This window comes from Oceaniserpentilla sp. 4NH20-0058 (assembly GCF_040371755.1).
In the GTDB taxonomy this organism is placed as follows: domain Bacteria; phylum Pseudomonadota; class Gammaproteobacteria; order Pseudomonadales; family Oceanobacteraceae; genus Bermanella.
In genome coordinates this window covers 102774-121780 of sequence record NZ_BAABWE010000003.1, presented here as the reverse complement: position 1 = coordinate 121780, position 19007 = coordinate 102774, and the positions used below count along the sequence as shown (strand labels likewise).

Sequence of the window (19007 nt, the reverse complement as noted above, 5' to 3'; positions counted from 1 at the left end):
ACTGGGCAGATACACACACGGGAGACTTTGTGACGCAATCCACCGAACAACTTGCCGCAACTGAGGGGCCATTGTTAAGCGGACGCAATTTATACTGCGAGCGAGATGATCGTGTGTTGTTTGAAAATCTGTCATTTGATTGGAATGGTGGTGAAATTGTTCGTTTGGCTGGCCCAAATGGTTCTGGCAAAAGTAGTTTAATACGCATCTTGCTAGGGTTAAGCGCCTCCTATGAAGGGGATGTGTTGTATCAATCTCTACCTATGTCACAGGTTCGCTATGAATTTCGTAATGAACTTTTGTATCTTGGCCATCAAGTGGGGATTAAAACCAGCTTGACTCCCGAGGAAAACTTGAATTGGTTGTGCCCTGAGTCCTCACAAAAAGAAATAATTAATGCCTTGGAAAAAGTAGGGTTAACAGGTTTTGAAGATGTTTTAGCCCATGGCTTATCTGCAGGGCAGCAGCGTAGAGTCGCGTTAGCCCGTTTATATTTACAGCCTAAGCGTATTTGGGTTTTAGACGAGCCATTTACAGCTATTGATATTTCAGGGGTTGAGCAATTAGAGCAGCGCATCATTGAGCATGCTCAACAGGGCGGGTTGGTGGTTTTAACGACGCATCATCAACTGGCGGTCAAAGTAACAGAGCTTATTTTAGGAAGTACCCAATCTATTCAACAGGAGGCTATTTGATGAGTGCCTCTGTTTCATTAAAAGCCATATTTAAACGTGATTTCCTCATTGCTTTTCGTAATCGAGGGGAGCTGCTTAATCCATTAATGTTCTTTTTAATGGTGGCAAGCTTGTTTCCGTTAGCGGTTACCCCTGATCCTAAGTTTCTAGGTTTAATTGCTGCCGGTATTATTTGGGTTGGTGCATTATTGGCCACGTTATTGTCATTAGATTTGATGTTCAAAAGCGATTATGAAGACGGCAGCTTAGAGCAAACCTTATTGCAGCCACAGCCATCTGTTTTGTTGGTAATGGTGAAAACCTCTCTTCACTGGTTGGTTTCTGGGGTGCCATTGACTTTGGTCGCGCCAATTTTGGGTATCATGTTGGCACTGCCTGAAGGCGGTTATGCACCACTTATGTTAAGCCTATTATTGGGCACTCCCACATTAAGTTTATTAGGGTCAATTGGCGCGGGTTTAACCGTTGGCTTAAAAAAAGGGGGAATGTTGATGCCATTATTAATATTACCCCTGTATATTCCCGTATTAATTTTTGCAGCCAGTTCTGTACAAGCTGGGGTTGATGGAAATAGTTATTTGGGCCACTTGGCGTTTTTAGGCTCATATTTAGCATTAATGTTGGTGATTTCCCCTTGGGCAAGCGCTGCAGCATTAAAAATATCCATTGCGCGATAACCGTATTGATTGATTAAGGTTTTTTATATGTGGTCTGCCATTAAAAGACTCTATCACCAGTTAGGCTCTCCTAAGTGGTTTTATGAATTAACTAGCCGCTGGTCTCCATGGTTTTTATGGATTGGTTCTGCATTGATGCTTGTGGGTGTTATTTGGGGGTTGGCGTTTGCCCCTGCTGATTATTTACAAGGCAATAGCTTCCGAATTATCTACATCCATGTGCCAGCAGCGCTTTTAAGTCAAAGTGCCTACATTATGATGGCGGTTGCTGGATTAGTAGGGCTGGTTTGGAAAATGAAAATGTCATTTGTAGTGGGTAAATCCATTGCCCCTATTGGTGCTAGCCTTGCCATTATTGCACTGGTTACTGGAGCGGTATGGGGTAAACCTACGTGGGGTACATGGTGGGTGTGGGATGCACGCCTAACCTCAATGTTGATTTTATTGTTTTTATACATGGGTGTAATTGCTATTTATAACGCCATTGAAAACGAAGATATGGCCAATAAGGCTGCGGCTATTTTATCTGTGGTTGGTAGCATTAATATTCCGATTATTAAGTACAGCGTTGAATGGTGGAACACGTTGCATCAGCCAGCCACTATCACCTTGACTAAAAAACCAACAATGGCCCCTGAAATGTTTATTCCATTGGTTTTAACCATTATTGGTTTCTATTGTTGGTTTGCCGTTTGGGTCATTGCACGCACACAAAATGAAATTTTATGGCGTGAGCGTCGAACTAAATGGGTTAAAAGCCTTCTTAACACGGGAGCTAAGCACTGATGTTTTTTGATAGCTTCTCAGAATTTGTTCAAATGGGTGGTCATGGTCTGTTTGTTTGGGTTAGTTATGGCATTGCTGCTGTGATAGTTGCTCAGAATTTCATCAGTCCAGTATTGGCTCGTAAAAAAGTAATTAAAGATATTGAGCGCCAAATGCGCCGGGAACAGAAGTAATGCACCCTCAACGTAAGCAAAAACTTTTTATTATTCTATTTATGGTGGCAGGTATTGCCTTGGCTGTTGGCTTGATGCTGGTGGCCCTTAAAGAGAACATCAATCTATTTTATACGCCGCAGCAAATAGCGGCGGGTGAGGCACCAGTAAATAGGACTATTCGTGCTGGTGGTATGGTGGTTGAAGGATCAGTTAAACGTGGTGGTGATGGCTTAAAAGTCCGTTTTGACGTAACCGACGGCAAAGACATTGTTACGATTGAATATGAAGGTATTCTGCCGGATTTATTCCGCGAGGGGCAGGGGATAGTCGCCCTTGGTCAGTTAGATCAAAACACAATCTTTATCGCATCTGAAGTGTTAGCCAAACACGATGAAAATTACATGCCTCCTGAAGTGGCGGATGCGCTTGAAAAAGCCCATAACCAAGGGCAAGACGACGTGAAAAGCGCACGTTACTAAATATAATAAGGAATGATGTATGTTACCTGAGTTAGGTCATTTTGCGCTGATAATCGCGCTGGTTTTTGCTTGCTTACAGGGGACAATTCCTTTGTTGGGAACGTCCCTCGGTCGAACGCAGTGGATGGTCATGAGCCGTCCGTTATCGTGGGGCCAATTTATCTTTTTGTGTATTTCATTCATCGCGCTGGCCATGAGTTTTGTGAACGATGATTTCTCTGTGGCTTATGTGGCCAACAACTCTAATAGTTTATTACCTGTTCAGTATAAAATTTCAGCAGTATGGGGCTCTCACGAAGGCTCGCTGTTGTTGTGGGTGTTGCTGCTAAGTACATGGACGGTAGCAGTTAGTATTTTCTCACGTAATTTACCAATCGATATCTTGGCTAGAGTGTTGGCCATTATGGGGTTGATTAGTATTGGTTTCCTTTTGTTTACACTGTTTACTTCAAACCCATTTGAACGTGTTTTACCTAATATTCCTTTAGACGGGCGTGACTTAAACCCTTTGCTTCAAGACTTTGGCTTAATTGTCCATCCGCCAATGTTGTATATGGGCTATGTGGGTTTTTCAGTGGCGTTTGCATTTGCCATCGCCGCTTTATTAAGTGGACGTTTAGATGCTGCTTGGGCCCGTTGGTCTCGTCCTTGGACAACCATTGCTTGGGCATTCTTAACCGTTGGTATCGCACTGGGAAGCTGGTGGGCTTATTACGAGCTTGGCTGGGGCGGCTGGTGGTTTTGGGATCCGGTAGAAAACGCGTCTTTCATGCCTTGGTTGGTGGGCACCGCTTTAATTCACTCATTGGCGGTAACAGAAAAACGAGGTGCGTTTAAAAGCTGGACCGTATTGCTGGCCATTTTTGCATTCAGCTTAAGTTTACTAGGTACCTTCTTAGTTCGTTCTGGTGTGCTTAATAGTGTGCATGCCTTCGCAAGTGACCCAGATCGTGGGTTATTTATTCTTGCGTTATTGATTATCTGTATCGGTGGCTCATTGCTTATATATGCATTAAAAGCACCGACGGTTGTTGCTCGTGTGAGTTTTGCTGCTGTCAGTAAAGAAAGCTTTCTATTGCTAAATAATGTTCTGCTTGTGGTGACGGCGGCCATGGTATTGCTCGGCACTCTTTATCCAATGGTGGCTGATTATTTCTTTGATCAAAAAATCTCAGTGGGCGCGCCGTTTTTTAACCTGTTTTTTGTGCCGATTATGTCGGTACTTTTATTATTCATAAGTATTGGTTTTATTAGTCGCTGGAAGAAAACGGAGCCAAGTTGGCTGGCTAGCCAATTATGGCCAGCGGCCGTGTTTACGATTATTTTAGCCTGTGTTTTCCCATTAATTTATGGTGTGCATTACACATGGCAAATCGTAGTCGGGGTTGCGATTAGTGCATGGGTCATTAGCTCAATGTTGATGGATGTGTATCGTAAAATACAGTCTAAGCACGGTTTAATAGCTGGCATTAGAAAGCTCAGCTTGAGTTATTACGGAATGGTGTTGGCTCACATTGGTGTAGCTGTGACCGCCATGGGTATTTGTATTGTTAGTAACTACACACAAGAGCACGATATTAAAGTAGTACCAGGAGACAGTATTGATGCCTCTGGTTATCATTTTGTGTTTGATGGTGTGAAAAAAGTGCAAGGGCCGAACTACATTGCAGATGAAGGTCAGATTCGTGTATTTAATAATGACGAGTATTACACCACGATGAAGCCGCAAAAACGTCATTATAAAGTTCAGCGAAATATGATGACAGAAGCCGATATAGATGCGGGCTTGTTCCGTGACTTATATGTTGCTTTGGGTGAGCCTTTAGAGGGGGATGCTTGGGCGGTTCGAATTCACTATAAACCTTATGTTCGTTGGCTGTGGTTAGGTGCTATTTTTATGGCGTTAGGTGGTGTGTTAGCCGTATGTGATAAGCGTTATCGTATGTCTCGCAGCATAGCAAAACAATAATAAGGAGTAGAGTATGAAACGTTGGGCATTATTTATTCCGTTTATTATTTTTGTTTTGTTAGGCTTTTTACTTTGGCGAGGCTTGTATTTAGATCCTAAAGATGTGCCTTCGGCATTGGTGAATAAATCCTTTCCAGAATTTAATTTACCAACACTTGTAGCGGGGGAGACTAAGACTCAAAGCAGTTTGCAAGGGGATGTGCACCTTGTGAATGTGTGGGGTACGTGGTGCATTAGTTGTAAGGTTGAGCACCCATTTTTAGTGAAGCTTGCTCAGCAAGGGGTGAAAATTGTTGGTGTTAATTATAAAGACGAGAATGATCCTGCGCGGCAATGGCTTAGTGAATTAGGTAATCCGTACCTTTATTCTGTTGATGACGAGGCAGGTACTCTATCAATGGATCTAGGTGTCACTGGTGCCCCAGAAACATTCTTTGTGGATGCAAAAGGCGTAATTCGATACAAGCATCAAGGACCAATTACTCAAGGTAATTGGGCTCCACTTGAAAAAATCTGGTTGGGCTTGATAGAAGAAGCTAAACAAGGTGGCCAGCCATAATGAAGACTATTTTATTTATATTTAGCGTTTTTTATTCCCTAACTGGCTTGGCTATCGTTGATGGCCATGAATACATTTTTGCAGATGGTAATAGTCAGGAAAATCAACAAAAAGCCAACCTGTTTAGGTCGTTGTCTGAAGAACTTCGCTGCCCTAAATGCCAGAACCAAAACCTTGCAGACAGTAACGCTATGATCGCGGGAGATTTGCGTCGTGAGCTTTACCAGCAAGTAAAAGCGGGTGGAGATGAACAAAGCATAATTGAGTTTATGGTTAACCGTTATGGGGAATTTGTATTGTATCGCCCTAAAGTGAATACCATGACCTATGTTTTGTGGTTTGGGCCTGTGGCTTTATTACTCATCGCGCTTATTTGTTTAGGTTTTATTGTGCGCAAACGTAAGCAAGTTCAGCAATCTACCTCTCAAGTGTTATCAGGTGATCAACAGAAGCGTTTAGAAGAGTTATTAGGTAAAGATAAAGGAGATGGCAATGTTTGATTTATGGGTAGGTATTGCCGTTTTATTAGTGTTGGCATTGCTGATTTTATTTATGCCAATGATTATATCGTTACGTGGTAGTGATTCTAAAAGACAGCAAAGCAATTTAGTGATTTATAAATCACAGTTAAGTGATTTAGAAAGTGACCTCGCACTTGGGCGCATTGATCAACCAGAATTTGATGCTTTAAGCCAAGAGGTTAAACTGAATTTATTAGCGGACACCGAGGCTCAAAGTATTGCGTCTGAAGATAATCAAAATAAAGGTAACTGGATATTATTTCCATCAGCCATGCTTGCTGTAGTGGTAAGTGTCGGGTTGTATGTTCATTTAGGTGCTGAAAATGAATTAGCGATTACAGAGGCTTTAAAAAAGAGTAACAAGGCGGGTTTTACGCAAACGGATGCATTAGATTTAGTTGATCGAATTGAGCAGCAAACAAAAGACACGCCAAACGATGTTGAGATGTGGTATTTATTTGGCCGCTTGAATTTTGATCTGGAAAGATACGATGCTGCTGTTTTGGGTTTCACCAGTGTTTTGCAGTTATTGCCTGTTGAATCAAAAGAAGATCAGGCCGTTGCAATGTCACATTTGGCACAAGCACAATTCTTTGCCAGTGATCGTCAGTTAGATTCAGCTACTAAGTCACTACTTAAAGACGTACTTAATATAAATCCAAACGATGAGACTGCACTAGGTTTATTAGGGATATCGTCCTTCGATGCTAAGCAATATGTTGAAGCGGTGGGTTATTGGCAAAAATTATTGAGCATGATGCCAGTTAATAATCCGAATGTAGCGGCTATACAGGGCGGGATTAATACTGCGCTTGAGCGTATGGCACCAGCAGAGCGTGAGAAAATTGAGCATGCTCAAGCAGCAATTCAACCTGCGGTTATTCAGGTAACGGTTGATGTATCAGTGGATGTGAAACAAAAAGTACCTAAAAATGCTGATGTGTTTATTTTAGCTAAAGCAGATAAAGGGCCAGCTATGCCGTTGGCGGTACAACGGATATCCGTTAATGAATGGCCTATAACTGTTGTACTAGATGACTCAATGGCAATGATGCCAGCACTGCGTTTAAGTCAGTTTGAAGATATTATAATCACAGCTCGCATCAGTAAAAGTGGTGTGGGGAATGCTAAACCTGGTGATTTACAAGGGGATAGTGACGTCGTTAGTAGTCAATCTAAAAAAGTGGCATTGACTATTAATACTGAGTTGTAGGTTTATTAAGATTCCTGTTTTTTACAGGATTCTTGATTTGAATATGGTCTTGTATGTTTGATCCTAATGCGCCTCGTAAGCCTTATTTGGCTAAGGGCAGTAACGTAAAGCGCTGCACAAAATGTAAAATGGCCCAAGACTATTGCTTGTGCGCAGATCAAACTCCTATCTTTCTTACGCAAAAAGGTTCTGTTCAATTTTGCTTGTTAATGCATAAAGAAGAGAGTTACAAACCAAGTAATACCGGTAGATTAATCGAACATATTTTACCTGAAAATACACATCGATTTTATTGGAATCGCACTGAGCCAGACCCAAAATTTATTCAATTAATTAATCACTCAGATTATCAGCCTTATATTATTTTTCCGGGTGACCGCGGTGGTTATGATGATAGGGTGGTAGAAAAGGCAGACTTAAATACTGGTAAAGCACCTTTGTTTATTATTTTAGATGGTAGTTGGCGTCAAGCTGGCCGTATGTTCCGTTTAAGCCAGTATTTGCAAACGTTACCGGTATTACCGTTAACTTCCCAAAGGCACAGTAGTTATAAGTTGAGAAAGGCGCCGGATGAATTTCACTTGTGCACAGTAGAAGTTGCCATTGAATTATTAATGCAACATGAGCAGGAAGGTGCAGGGCGAGCATTAGAGGCGTATTTTCAGCGCTTTAATCATTTGTATGCACTTTCTAGGCGTCAGCAAAAAATACCAAAAGATTAATCAGTTAACTTTACAGGCCACTTTAAATACCGTTAGCATATTTTGGCTTGCTTGATTTAAATCCTGTTTTTCGTAGTGACCTCTCAATCCATCTAAACTAGCTAAAATTAATTGAGTAAGTGTTTGGCTGGTATAACCTAGTTGCTCTAGGCTAATTTGTTGTTTTGCGATACCTTTTGTAATTTGCTTATTAATCATATCTTCAAGTATCTGACGGGCCTCTTTGAATATATCCTGTGCTATATGTTGAATATGGTATTTCAAATCATTCAATACCCGCGACTCGCTTACTTCATCAAATGTCGGTTTTAGCCAAATTTGAAGGATCAAATCGATTGCTTGCCAGCACTCCAAGTCTAACTCTTCAAAAGGTGTACATGCCTCTTGGGCCTGAACTTGAAATTGTTTACATACTTTCCTGAAGGCATCTTCTTTGTTGCGTGCATATTTGTGAACAGTGGCTCTTGAGACTCCTGCATATTCACTAATCAGAGTCATGTTACTTAATCGGTATCCATGCTGGAAAAAACACTCCCTAGACGCCTGAATGACCCTTTGTTCTACTGATGTGTGCATATTTGCTTAAAAACCTCGATTGTTGCAAATATAGATAAGTGAAATGCTTACCTTTTATCTTACGTTGACAGATTAACACTTTGTGTAAAGGTGTCAATGTGATACAAATGATGTCTTATCTTAAAGCTGGTCGAATAATGAGCGGTGACTATGCTTATATTGAAAACCTTGGAGTGATAAATAATGTTAATCAAAAGTGCCTTTTGTGGCTTGCTTGTGGTCTTAGTCATCGCTGGTTGTAGTGATAATAGTAATGAGCAAGTGATCGAAGAAAAGCCAGTGGTGGTGCAGTTAGCTGAGGTCAAAACGGCTATTACTGAGCATGAATTTTCTTTCCCAGCTAAAGTCAAAGCTAAAACCACAGTTGACCTGTCCTTTCGTATTAATGGTCGATTAAAGTCTATTTATTTACCTGAAGGTAAAGAAATCAAAAAGGGTCAGATTATTGCTCAATTAGAGCCAGAACCTTTCGAACGGGCAGTTCGTATGGCTGAAGTTAAGGTTAAGCAAGCGGAGTTAGAGTTAAAACGAGTTAAAGCTATTGCGATTAAGGGTATTGGCTCTGAGAAATCTGTTGATAATGCTCAAGTGAATTTTGAGCTGGCAGAAATTGAGCTCGAAATTGCTAAAGCGAATCTAGAATACAGTGTACTTAAGGCCCCCTTTGATGCACTTGTTGCCAAACGTCTTATTGAAAATAAAGGATTTATTAAAACCGGTGTTGCCATTGCTCGCTTACAAGATTTATCGCGTATTCATTTCAAGTTCGATATCCCCGAACGTTTAATAAATGCTTATAGTCGCTCTCAAGTTGCTAAGGCAACAGCCTTTATGGATGGGGCTATTAATAAAGAATTTGAGATTGAGTTTGTTGAGTATTCAACTGAACCAGACCCAATAAGCCAGACATATGGTGTTGTGTACGCTATGGATGCCCCTAAAGGGGTGGAGATCACCCCGGGGATATACGCCACTGTGAAATTAAGTGGTAGTGACGAAGATTTGCCTCAAGCATTAGGAGTGCCGGTAAATGCGCTTGTTACAGGTGCAAACGAAGAAATGGCTGTTTGGGTATATGACCCAACTACTGAGCGTATTTCTAATCAAGTTGTCACCGTTGGCTCCATAATAGAAGGCTGGGTAGTTATTTTATCCGGACTAGAAAAAGGCCAAAAGGTGGTGTCTGCCGGTGTGAATCAAATGAAAGAAGGGTTGCTTGTTCGCCCTTACAGTCATCAGTAAGGGGCAAATATAATGGATATTGCAAAAGCATCCATCAAAACGCCAGTGAATACTTGGCTGTTAGTTGTTATCTGTCTTATTGGTGGATTAATCGGTTTAGGAGAGATCGGTCGTTTAGAGGACCCTTCTTTTACGATCAAGCAAGCATTGGTGATTACAGCCTACCCTGGAGCCAGTGCAGAGCAAGTGGAAAAAGAAGTAACAGAACCTTTAGAAACAGCTATTCAACAAATGTCCCAGTTGGATCAGGTTCGTTCGGTCTCAAAGCCGGGTGTGTCTGAAATTACCGTTGAAATGAAAAATACATTTGATGGCCATCAGCTACCACAGATTTGGGATGAGTTACGTAAGCGCATGACTGATGCGCAGAATACATTGCCTTCTGGTGTGCGACCGATAAAAGTCGTTGATGATTTTGGCGATGTTTACGGTCTGTATTATGCGCTTACGGCTCCAGATTTTACGCCTTATCAATTACGGGAATTTTCTCGCATTATTCGTCGAGATTTATTGACCGTACCTAATGTAACTAAGGTATCTGTAGAAGGGGTTCTTAAACAACAAATTACGGTACATATGGACACCTCGCAATTGGCTAATTTGGGGATATCGTTACCGGATGTAAAAAGCGCTTTAGCTTATAATTTGCGTCCATATGGTAGTGGCCGTTTGTATGTAGATGGCCAACGTATTCGAATTCCCATTGCTGGCGGTGAGTCCCATGTGAATGCCATAGAAAACATCACGATTGGACTGCCAGGTTCTACGAGTCAAATACGTATACGTGATATTGCTAGCGTGACCTTTGATGTGGTAGATATTCCAGATGTGTTGATCAGACATAATGGCGAATCCGCCATCACTCTTGCTGTTTCTGCTAATAAAGAAGCGAACGTAGTGGATGTTGGGTTAGCCGTGCGTGAGCGCATTAACCAAATTTTATCTGAATTACCTGCGGGCATTATTCTTCAGCCTATTTATGATCAAGCAAAAGTGGTTGATGAGGCAGTGGGTGGCTTTATTACCAACTTAATATTATCGGTTGCGGTTGTAATCGCCACATTATGTGTATTCATGGGTTGGCGCGCCGGTGTCGTCGTGGGGGCGGTGTTGTTACTCACGGTTTTAGGTACCATTTTAGTCATGTGGTTATATGGGTTAAATTTGGAACGCATTTCACTTGGTGCGTTGGTCATTGCCATGGGGATGTTAGTCGATAACGCCATTGTTGTGGCAGAAGGCATGATGCTAAGAATGCAAAAGGGGTACAACGCAATTCAAGCATCTAGTTTTGTGGTGAAACAAACACAATGGCCATTGCTTGGGGCGACGGCGATCGGCATTGCGGCGTTTTCAGGTATTGGTTTATCGAATGATTCTACTGGGGAGTTTTTATTCTCATTATTCGCCGTTATTTTAATATCATTATGTTTATCTTGGGTGTTAGCGATTACGGTTGCACCTTTGTTTGGTTCTTACTTTTTTAAAGTAGGCAAAGAAGGGGCTGGCGAAGCATTTGATAGCAAACTGCATCAGACCTACAAAAGCATTTTATTAAAGGCACTTAAATACCGTGGGCGTACAGTATTATTGCTGATGACAGTGACAGTAATTAGTTATATGAGTTTTGGATTTGTGAAACAGGGTTTTTTCCCAGCTTCAAATACTCCAATTTATTACGTGCATTACTGGGGGCCTCAGTCTCGAGATGTTCGTGAAACGGCGGAATACCTAAAGCAAGCGGAAAGTTTTGCTCAAGCTTACGAAGAAGTTGCAGCTGTAACAACTTTTGTTGGAAAAGGTGCCACGCGATACACATTGACGTATTCACCAGAGCAAGGGAATGAAAGTTATGGCGTAATGATCATACGCACACATGAGCGTGATCAAATACCTAAGCTTATTGACAATTTAACTGAAGAGTTAAAATCCAACGATCCCGATGCCCGTATCTATAATACTCGTGTTGTATTTGGCCCAGGTGTGGGGGCTAAATTAGAAGCTCGTTTTATTGGCCCAGATCAAACTGTATTACGTCAGTTAGCTCATGAGGCTGAAGAGCTACTTAAGCAAGACGGAAGTCTTCGCGATGTGCGCCAAAATTGGCGTCAGAAGGAACTGGTATTTGTGCCTCAGTATGATGAATATGCGGCGGGTGTGGCAGGTGTTACTCGGGCTGATTTCTCTGATGCCGTTCAATTTTCTAGTAATGGATTAAATCTAGGTAAGCTACGTGATGGTGATTATAGTTATGACATCATAGCTAAAGCTCAGTCTCCAAATCAGGGTAAAGCTAAAACGGATGAAGTGCAGCAATTAAAAGACGCTCAGGTTTGGAGTTCTTATCAAAGAAACTATGTACCGTTATTGCAGATCAGTCCAAGTATGCAAGTGGAATCTGAGGGCGTACTGATTTATCGTCGAGATCGAATTCGTACCATTAGTGTCTTTGCTGAACCGGGTTTAAATGAGACGGCAGGTTCTGCATTAAGTCGTGTGCAGCCTAAAATTGATGCAATGGTATTACCTGATGGTTATCGAATAGAATGGGGTGGCGAATTTGAAAGCTCAAGAAAAGCACAAAAATCCCTAGGAGGCGGATTGCCATTGGGTTTTTTGGTGATGATTTTAATTACCATTTTCTTGTTTGGTACAGTACGTGAGCCACTAATTATTTGGTTGATTGTTCCTATGGCTGTGTGTGGTGTGGTGGCAGGTTTATTAATAGCGGATTTGCCTTTTGGGTTTATGTCACTACTGGGCTTTTTAAGTTTATTTGGTATGTTAATTAAAAATGCTATAGTGCTGCTTGAAGAGATTGATATTCAAATTGAAACCGGTATGGATAAGTATGAAGCAATTGTCCAAGCAAGTCTTAGCCGTTTGCGACCTGTATCATTAGCAGCTATTACAACAATACTGGGTATGGCGCCATTATTAACAGACGCTTTCTTCGCTGATATGTCTGTGACAATAATGGGTGGATTGGCTTTTGCTACCGTACTAACGATGATAGCTGTGCCGGTACTTTATAGTTTATTTTATAAAGTCACACCAAAAACTTAATTTAGTTAATAGGCCGCTAAGCGGCCTTTTTTATGACTTAATTTCACAAAAATACATTAATGATAGGAGCGTATTAATGTCGGCCCATGAAAAAATTAATTATGTTGAATTTCCTGCGTCAGATCTAGATAAAGTAAAAACTTTTTTTATTAAGGCTTTTTCATGGAAGTTTACAGATTATGGTTCTCAATATACGGCTTTTACTTATTCAGGAGTTGATGGTGGTTTTTATAAAGCGGATATTAAATCGCAGACTAAGCAAGGGGCTGCTTTAGTGGTTTTATTTAGTGAAAATCTGCAGCACTCAATTGATAAGGTTGAGCAAGCAGGGGGTAAGATAACTCAACCTATTTTTAACTTTCCAGGGGGAAAAAGGTTTCAGTTTTTAGATCCTTGCGGTAACGAATGGGGCGTTTGGTCTGTGTAGTTTTTAAGTGTCAGCAATACTTTTTGGCAATATGATGTTAAATTCACTGCCTTTACCTAGGGTAGATTTAACTTCTATGCTGCCTTGAAGTTTATGGCTGACGATGTTGTAAATGATGTGCATCCCCAGTCCAGTGCCGCCATTTCCACGTTTAGTGGTAAAGAAGGGATCAAATACCTTTTTTTGAACTTCTTCAGTCATTCCTGCGCCGTCATCAAAATAAGTTAATTCGATTCTTTCTTTAAAGTTTTTGATTTTGATGTTTATTTGACCGTTATCATTTTCATTATAAGCGTGCATCAAGCTGTTCATAATTAAATTAGTAAATACTTGAGAGATGGCGCCAGGATAGCTTTTTATGAATACGTCTTCTTCGCAATCAAGTAAAATAGCTACTTTATATCGTTTAAGGTTTGGCTTTAATGTGTAAAGTGTTTCTTGTAGATATTCATTTAAATTGAACAAGCGTTTTTCATCATAGCTTTGGTCTGCACTTACTTGCTTAAAGCTGTGCATTAAGTCACTGGCTCTTATTAAGTTAGCGGTCATGAGGTGTACACCATCATTAAGTGAATTTAAAAACTGCTTCATTTCATTCTTTGTGAGGGTGCCGGCATTAAAGTTCTGTTCTAGTTTATTTGCTATCTCTTCAACGTGACTTGCGCTGGTACGTGCTACGCCTAAGGGTGTATTTATTTCATGACTGATACCTGCAACGAGTGAGCCCAGAGAGGCCATTTTTTCATTTTCAACCAGTTGAGTTTGAGCGTGCTTGAGATTGATAAGGGCACGCTCTGCTTTCTCTTTTTCTGAGCGTAGTAATGCGTCATGTTCAACTTGGTGTATTTGGGCTTGATTAAAGGTTTCGACTAAGGTGCCTATTTCATCAGAGCTTTCCCAATTTACAGGGTGGTGTTGGCCATCAGCTTGAAAGGCTTCAATACTTTTCATGATGGATTCAATTGGACTAACCACCCAGCGCCTGAATATGAAAAACACCACAAAAAATATACAAGATAAGGCGATTAAGGCAGTGGGGATACGACTTAATAGAATGAATTTGAGTCGTTGATTGTCTAAATGAATAGCAAAAGTAGCGACAACAACCCCTATGTATTCACCGTTATGAATGATGGGCTCACTGAATATTTCAACTTGGTCTGACTCTGGGTGCTTACAATCCGGCGGTGACCTCTCTGGGAAGTTAGCATTGGACATAAGTTCGATGCACAGGATTCTTGGGTCTTTTGAATATTGATTCAAATAACTGACGATAAACGGCTGGTCTAAGTTCCAAGTGGGAATGGCAAGTACTTCTGCCAGTTGGCTCATTTGGATCTTGATTTGATCTAACTGGGTCTCTTTAAGGCTTTTGCTTTCAATATAAATAATAGCTGCAGCATAAAGCCCGCCGGCCAATAATGTGAACGGTAGTGATATGAAAAAAAGTCGTTTAACTAGACTGTTTTTTGTGAATAAATTTGGCAAATGAAAGCCTTACTGGATATGACCAATTTTTCTATTCTAACTTTTAAAGGTTAGGCTTAAAGAGCTGTTTCAGCTAGCTATTTAAATTTCAGATAGTTCGATTGATTGGGTGTATTGCGCCATAATGATCAATGTAAGCTCAAATAGGCCTAATTATTTGGGCTGAATAGTAAAATAATAACATACAGGCATTCCCATGAATCAAGTATCTTAATTACCTTTGGTATAGTTATTTTTATGAAACGTGTCTTAATTATTGATGCGATGGCTTCTTGGGGCGTTTTGTTTTATAGGAGCTACAGCGAGAAGCCCCTCAGGCGGGTAAATCAGAGGCTATTGACTCGAGTAAACGCAAAAAACCGTGGGTAAATATTAGGCAGGATCTATTTGGATCACCCTAATTCGGTAGCTATTTTGCGTGGTTTCATAAACCCATTGCACATTAAAATCAGCTAGATGGGCGCCGTATATTCTTTGGCTGTCGATCTTATGAAAAGCTGGTTTTGGATCTTGGGATAAAACTTGAACTAATAAGTCATGAAGTTTTGGTTCTTTTTCAATATTCAGTGCATCATCAAACATCACTTCAATAGCGCTTGGTGCTTGTTGAGCAAAAGGGTAGTGGGCACCTTCGATGCAGTCACTGTATGGAATATAGGGCTTAATATCCAAAATAGGCGTGCCATCAATTAAGTCTAACCCACTGACGTGTAAAATAACCGCTCCATGGTTTGTGTCAATTTTATCAAGTTTAACCACGGACAAGCCAAGGGCATTGGGTCGATGAGTTGCGCGCGTTGCAAAGACCCCCATTTTTTTGTTGCCGCCTAAGCGAGGCGGACGAACTTTAGCTTTCCAATCTTGATTAAGGCACTGGTGAAAAACAAACTGTAACCAGATGTGACTACACTCGTGTAGTCCTTCAACGGCTAACGGGTCGTTGTAGGGTGCGATGAGTTCAATTTCCCCTTGGGCCGCAGGTACTAAACCGGGTTGTCTGGGGGTTGCGAATTTTTCTTTGTAGCATGAGCGTACATACGCTATTGGATTTATGTCTATTTTCATGGCTGCATTCTAGCCACTAACATTCAACGCTCCAATCATTTTATTCTAAAACAGCGGTATGACACTCTTTACATACACAGACTTTGTTTCGTCCAGTGTGTTTGGCTTGGTAAAGGGCTTTATCGGCCCTATGGATCAAGTCTTGTTTGTCGTCGTCTGGCTTGAGCATGGCCAAACCAGTACTTAATGTCACTTGTAATGGGCCTTTGTCACTTTCGATGCAGAGCTCTGATACTGTCATGCGGATGCGTTCAGCAATTAATCGAGCATTCGCAATATTCGCATTGTTTAACAGTACGATAAATTCCTCCCCGCCATAGCGAAAACAAATATCTGTTTGTCGGATACAGGCTTTGATTTGTTGAACTACGGCCTTTAGAACATCATCACCAATCACATGGCCAAAGCCATCATTGATGCTTTTAAAGTGGTCTAAATCGATCATTAAAATACTTAGGTCGTAGCCAAAGCGTTTACTTAGTCCCATTTCTCGTTTTAGGCTGTCGTCTAATAATATTCGATTTCCTGCCCCTGTTAATGGGTCGCGGTAGGCTTGATTTAGCGCGCCTTTATATCGCATAGCATTGCGTAGCGGATAAACCAAGGTCCCTAGTAAGGCTTCTAAATTGGCTAGTTCGTGTTCGCGAAACCGAGTGGAGCGATAAAATGTAATATCGCCCAAAAATTCACCTTGTGCTTTTAATTGGTAATTACTGCTATGAACGCCGAGTTGGCCAAGGGTGAAATTGATTTCTAAATTGGCATTTTCAAAGACAATGCCATCAACTAAAACGGCACTGGCTATTTCTCGCTGAAAAATGCTCAGTAGGGTTTGGTAATCCAGAGTGGTTTGTAGAAACGTAGAAAGACGAATTAAGGTTTCTGATTTAATTTGAGGTTTAGGTGCTAACTGAGAAAACGATGTCAGTTTTTCTTCTTGTGCTTCGCTGATGTTTGAATACTGAGTTGCCATAATCCGGCCTCAAAAATTATAAGATCAGTTTTGATAAAGCGATATTTATGCCAAATTAAAAAATTATTTATTAAGCCTTTTAATACAATAGGTTAGGCGGTTTAGTTGCGGTTAAAAGAAAGTACGGGGAAATACAAAAGCGGATGTGACAGTAAATTGAATCGTTTTTTGAGGTTCAAATACGATTAATTGACGCTTTCCGACCAATCGGGCCGGAAAGCGGGAATGGTATTAGCTTTGGTGGGTGAGGGCTTGGCCATGTGTGTCGTGACTGGCATTACTCATTAAGTGAATGTAATCGCTTATGATGGCTTGCGGCAGTTTAACTTCTTCAGGGTTCTCAGCTGGATAGGCCTCTTGGCGCATGGCCGTGCGGGTGCCACCTGGGTTGTAGCTATTTACACGCACCTTGGAGGTGTTTTCAAGTTCTTCTGCCATGGTTTGCATTAAACCCTCAATAGCAAACTTAGAAACAGCATATGCTCCCCAAAAGGCTTTGCTTTTGCGGCCAACACTGGAGGATGTAAATAGAATACTGGCGTGTTCTTGCGTGGATTCCAGCAGTGGAAGTAGGGTTCTGGCCATTAGGAACTGGCTATTCACGTTGATATTCATGACCTTGCTCCATGTTTGCCAATTATAATTGGAGATAGGCGTGCGCTGACCAAGTACGGCCGCATTGAGTAGTAAACCATCTAACTTACCAAACTCTTTACCTATGTGGTCTCTGAGTTGAAAGTAGGCTTCTTCTGGAGCGGATTCTAGATCAAATTGGACTATTACAGGTTCAGGCAGTGCTTTCGCCAAAAAGTCGTCATATATTTGGTTTAATTTTTCTTCTGATCGGGCTAATAAAATGACGGTCGCCCCTGCTTCTGCAAACCCATAAGCCGCGGCTTCACCAATGCCTGAGCTGGCACCTGTGACTAAAATGACTTTATCTTGTAGTGTTTTTTGACTCATGCTTGTATCCATTGTGCTAGTTACTCGCCGGTAGCGGCGAGTCGTTGCCGCTGGCTTGCCGTAAAAGGGACTGAAGTAGGGTGTTTAATTCTTCTGGTGTGTTTGTATACCAGTCAGCTTGCCAGCTTTTAGCTTCTTGTTCGCTATGAACATAACCATATGCAGCTGCGATTGTGGCCATGTTCGCACGTTTACCGGATTCGATATCACGGGCGTGATCACCCACATAGACACATTGCTCAGGGCTTAGATTGATTTCTGCGCATGCTCTTAAAATCGGTTCAGGGTGAGGTTTGGTATTGGTGACATCGTCAGGGCAAACAAGCGTGGCAATTTTTGTATCGAGTTTAAGTGCCTTTAGAAGAGCTTCGCTGTATACGCGGCCCTTATTGGTGACAATCCCCCAAGGAATTTGCTGGCTTTCACACCAAGTTAGTGTGTTTTCTAGTCCAGAAAATAGACGGCTTTTACGAGCAATATTGTTTAGGTATAAATCTAAAAACTTATGGCGTAACTCGTTAAATCCAGGGTCAGTTTCGGCTAGATTGAAACACAGTTTGATCATGGCGCGAGCGCCGTCGCTGACAACCTTGCGAATCTCGTTATCAGGAAGTGCCGCCAGACCTGCCTCATTACGTAAATCGTTTAAGCACATAACAAAGTCATCGGCGGTATCAATCAAGGTGCCATCTAAATCAAAAAGTACGCCATTATATACTGGTGATGTCATTAGGCGTCCTTACGAGTTTGCAGTAGATAGTTGACGTCTGTGTCTTTACCCAGTTTGTAGGTTTTAGTAAGCGGGTTATAAGACATTCCGGTCATTTCACCAATACTAAGTCCAGCTTGTCGAGACCAAGCCGCTAATTCACTTGGGCGGATGAATTTTTTATAATCGTGAGTGCCTTTTGGTAACATATTTAAAATGTATTCAGCTCCAACTACAGCTAATAAAAAGCTTTTAGGGTTGCGGTTTAAGGTAGAGAAGAATACTTGTCCGCCGGGTTTGCATAGCTGATAACAGGCGCGAATAATTGAGGATGGATCGGGTACGTGCTCAAGCATTTCCAAGCAGGTTACTATGTCAAAGGACTCAGGCTGTTGTTCAGCTAATTCTTCAACTGGGGTTTTCTTGTATTCAATATTAAGTTCACTTTCTAAGGCATGAAGTTTAGCAATTTTCAGTGGTGCTTCACCCATATCAATGCCTGTTACTGTGGCACCTCGTTGAGCCATGGCTTCACTTAAAATACCACCGCCGCAGCCTACGTCTAGAACTGCTTTACCTGACAGGGATGCGTGACCATCTATAAAATTTGTTCGTAGGGGGTTGATGTCGTGAAGAGGTTTAAATTCACTTTCTTTGTCCCACCAGCGGCTGGCTAACGCTTCAAATTTGGCCACTTCTGCTTGATCGACGTTACTCATATT

20 protein-coding genes are annotated in these 19007 nt (G+C 41.4%); 13 read left to right on the top strand and 7 right to left on the bottom strand.

Annotated elements, in window-relative coordinates; genetic code table 11:
• Positions 1–29: 29 nt before the first annotated feature.
• The 10 genes from ccmA to ABWV45_RS05750 are packed head-to-tail and all read left to right on the top strand — an operon-like array spanning position 30 to position 7776.
• Complete coding sequence (ccmA, locus tag ABWV45_RS05795) at positions 30–695, top strand: cytochrome c biogenesis heme-transporting ATPase CcmA (protein ID WP_353349621.1); 666 nt, start codon at positions 30–32, stop codon at positions 693–695.
• Complete coding sequence (ccmB, locus tag ABWV45_RS05790; RefSeq protein WP_353349619.1) at positions 695–1372, top strand: heme exporter protein CcmB; 678 nt, start codon at positions 695–697, stop codon at positions 1370–1372. The genes ccmA and ccmB overlap by 1 nt, the downstream gene beginning before the upstream one ends.
• A 27-nt stretch (positions 1373–1399) precedes the next feature.
• A complete protein-coding gene (locus ABWV45_RS05785) occupies positions 1400–2158 on the top strand; it encodes a heme ABC transporter permease (RefSeq protein ID WP_353349617.1) in 759 nt (252 codons plus the stop codon).
• Positions 2158–2331: a heme exporter protein CcmD gene (gene ccmD / locus ABWV45_RS05780; protein ID WP_353349615.1), complete on the top strand. Its 174-nt coding sequence runs from the start codon at positions 2158–2160 to the stop codon at positions 2329–2331. The genes ABWV45_RS05785 and ccmD overlap by 1 nt, the downstream gene beginning before the upstream one ends.
• Positions 2331–2792, top strand: coding sequence for a cytochrome c maturation protein CcmE (ccmE, locus tag ABWV45_RS05775; RefSeq protein ID WP_353349613.1), 462 nt, complete (start codon positions 2331–2333; stop codon positions 2790–2792). Before ccmD ends, ccmE begins: the two co-directional genes overlap by 1 nt.
• A 19-nt stretch (positions 2793–2811) precedes the next feature.
• On the top strand, positions 2812–4761 hold the full coding sequence (locus tag ABWV45_RS05770; protein WP_353349611.1) for a heme lyase CcmF/NrfE family subunit: 1950 nt from the start codon (positions 2812–2814) through the stop codon (positions 4759–4761).
• A gap of 13 nt (positions 4762–4774) precedes the next feature.
• Entirely contained in the window at positions 4775–5320 is a 546-nt protein-coding gene (locus ABWV45_RS05765; protein ID WP_353349609.1) for a DsbE family thiol:disulfide interchange protein, read from the top strand.
• Positions 5320–5820 carry a cytochrome c-type biogenesis protein gene (locus ABWV45_RS05760; RefSeq protein WP_353349607.1) on the top strand — a complete coding sequence of 167 codons (501 nt, stop codon included), beginning with the start codon at positions 5320–5322 and terminating at the stop codon, positions 5818–5820. Before ABWV45_RS05765 ends, ABWV45_RS05760 begins: the two co-directional genes overlap by 1 nt.
• Entirely contained in the window at positions 5813–7054 is a 1242-nt protein-coding gene (ccmI, locus tag ABWV45_RS05755; protein ID WP_353349605.1) for a c-type cytochrome biogenesis protein CcmI, read from the top strand. The genes ABWV45_RS05760 and ccmI overlap by 8 nt, the downstream gene beginning before the upstream one ends.
• A 53-nt stretch (positions 7055–7107) precedes the next feature.
• Entirely contained in the window at positions 7108–7776 is a 669-nt protein-coding gene (locus tag ABWV45_RS05750; RefSeq protein WP_353349603.1) for a tRNA-uridine aminocarboxypropyltransferase, read from the top strand.
• On the opposite strand, the gene ABWV45_RS05745 is transcribed toward ABWV45_RS05750, so the two are convergent.
• Complete coding sequence (locus tag ABWV45_RS05745) at positions 7777–8352, bottom strand: TetR/AcrR family transcriptional regulator (protein ID WP_353349601.1); 576 nt, start codon at positions 8350–8352, stop codon at positions 7777–7779. It abuts the gene before it with no gap.
• Between the two features lie 183 nt (positions 8353–8535).
• Between ABWV45_RS05745 and ABWV45_RS05740 the strand changes: the two genes are divergently transcribed.
• The 3 genes from ABWV45_RS05740 (at position 8536) to ABWV45_RS05730 (ending at position 13087) form a co-directional block, all read left to right on the top strand.
• Positions 8536–9594, top strand: coding sequence for an efflux RND transporter periplasmic adaptor subunit (locus ABWV45_RS05740; protein ID WP_353349599.1), 1059 nt, complete (start codon positions 8536–8538; stop codon positions 9592–9594).
• Positions 9595–9606: 12 nt separating this feature from the next.
• Positions 9607–12660 (top strand): efflux RND transporter permease subunit, encoded by a 3054-nt coding sequence (locus tag ABWV45_RS05735; protein ID WP_353349597.1) that lies wholly within the window; start codon positions 9607–9609, stop codon positions 12658–12660.
• Between the two features lie 76 nt (positions 12661–12736).
• Positions 12737–13087, top strand: a complete 351-nt coding sequence (locus ABWV45_RS05730; protein WP_353349595.1) for a VOC family protein — start codon at positions 12737–12739, stop codon at positions 13085–13087.
• Between the two features lie 3 nt (positions 13088–13090).
• On the opposite strand, the gene ABWV45_RS05725 is transcribed toward ABWV45_RS05730, so the two are convergent.
• The 6 genes from ABWV45_RS05725 to ubiG all read right to left on the bottom strand — a co-directional run bounded on the left by ABWV45_RS05725 (position 13091) and on the right by ubiG (position 19004).
• Entirely contained in the window at positions 13091–14575 is a 1485-nt protein-coding gene (locus tag ABWV45_RS05725; RefSeq protein ID WP_353349593.1) for a sensor histidine kinase, read from the bottom strand.
• 372 nt (positions 14576–14947) lie between these two features.
• Positions 14948–15640, bottom strand: coding sequence for a tRNA (N6-threonylcarbamoyladenosine(37)-N6)-methyltransferase TrmO (gene tsaA / locus ABWV45_RS05720; protein WP_353349591.1), 693 nt, complete (start codon positions 15638–15640; stop codon positions 14948–14950).
• 40 nt (positions 15641–15680) lie between these two features.
• Positions 15681–16613 (bottom strand): GGDEF domain-containing protein, encoded by a 933-nt coding sequence (locus tag ABWV45_RS05715; RefSeq protein ID WP_353349589.1) that lies wholly within the window; start codon positions 16611–16613, stop codon positions 15681–15683.
• A gap of 231 nt (positions 16614–16844) precedes the next feature.
• On the bottom strand, positions 16845–17576 hold the full coding sequence (locus ABWV45_RS05710) for a YciK family oxidoreductase (RefSeq protein WP_353349587.1): 732 nt from the start codon (positions 17574–17576) through the stop codon (positions 16845–16847).
• 16 nt (positions 17577–17592) lie between these two features.
• Positions 17593–18306: an HAD family hydrolase gene (locus ABWV45_RS05705; protein ID WP_353349585.1), complete on the bottom strand. Its 714-nt coding sequence runs from the start codon at positions 18304–18306 to the stop codon at positions 17593–17595.
• Positions 18306–19004 (bottom strand): bifunctional 2-polyprenyl-6-hydroxyphenol methylase/3-demethylubiquinol 3-O-methyltransferase UbiG, encoded by a 699-nt coding sequence (gene ubiG / locus ABWV45_RS05700; RefSeq protein ID WP_353349583.1) that lies wholly within the window; start codon positions 19002–19004, stop codon positions 18306–18308. The genes ABWV45_RS05705 and ubiG overlap by 1 nt, the downstream gene beginning before the upstream one ends.
• Positions 19005–19007: the final 3 nt, after the last annotated feature.

Coding starts and splice junctions, on each gene's coding strand:
- ABWV45_RS05730 (WP_353349595.1), top strand. CDS start 12,737: ATGTCGGCCCATGAAAAAATTAATTATGTTGAATTTCCTGCGTCAGAT.
- ABWV45_RS05785 (WP_353349617.1), top strand. CDS start 1,400: ATGTGGTCTGCCATTAAAAGACTCTATCACCAGTTAGGCTCTCCTAAG.
- ABWV45_RS05710 (WP_353349587.1), bottom strand. CDS start 17,576: ATGAGTCAAAAAACACTACAAGATAAAGTCATTTTAGTCACAGGTGCC.
- ABWV45_RS05765 (WP_353349609.1), top strand. CDS start 4,775: ATGAAACGTTGGGCATTATTTATTCCGTTTATTATTTTTGTTTTGTTA.
- ccmI (WP_353349605.1), top strand. CDS start 5,813: ATGTTTGATTTATGGGTAGGTATTGCCGTTTTATTAGTGTTGGCATTG.
- ABWV45_RS05750 (WP_353349603.1), top strand. CDS start 7,108: ATGTTTGATCCTAATGCGCCTCGTAAGCCTTATTTGGCTAAGGGCAGT.
- ubiG (WP_353349583.1), bottom strand. CDS start 19,004: ATGAGTAACGTCGATCAAGCAGAAGTGGCCAAATTTGAAGCGTTAGCC.
- ABWV45_RS05760 (WP_353349607.1), top strand. CDS start 5,320: ATGAAGACTATTTTATTTATATTTAGCGTTTTTTATTCCCTAACTGGC.
- ccmE (WP_353349613.1), top strand. CDS start 2,331: ATGCACCCTCAACGTAAGCAAAAACTTTTTATTATTCTATTTATGGTG.
- ABWV45_RS05740 (WP_353349599.1), top strand. CDS start 8,536: ATGTTAATCAAAAGTGCCTTTTGTGGCTTGCTTGTGGTCTTAGTCATC.
- ABWV45_RS05735 (WP_353349597.1), top strand. CDS start 9,607: ATGGATATTGCAAAAGCATCCATCAAAACGCCAGTGAATACTTGGCTG.
- ABWV45_RS05705 (WP_353349585.1), bottom strand. CDS start 18,306: ATGACATCACCAGTATATAATGGCGTACTTTTTGATTTAGATGGCACC.
- ABWV45_RS05745 (WP_353349601.1), bottom strand. CDS start 8,352: ATGCACACATCAGTAGAACAAAGGGTCATTCAGGCGTCTAGGGAGTGT.
- ABWV45_RS05715 (WP_353349589.1), bottom strand. CDS start 16,613: ATGGCAACTCAGTATTCAAACATCAGCGAAGCACAAGAAGAAAAACTG.
- ABWV45_RS05770 (WP_353349611.1), top strand. CDS start 2,812: ATGTTACCTGAGTTAGGTCATTTTGCGCTGATAATCGCGCTGGTTTTT.
- tsaA (WP_353349591.1), bottom strand. CDS start 15,640: ATGAAAATAGACATAAATCCAATAGCGTATGTACGCTCATGCTACAAA.
- ccmB (WP_353349619.1), top strand. CDS start 695: ATGAGTGCCTCTGTTTCATTAAAAGCCATATTTAAACGTGATTTCCTC.
- ccmD (WP_353349615.1), top strand. CDS start 2,158: ATGTTTTTTGATAGCTTCTCAGAATTTGTTCAAATGGGTGGTCATGGT.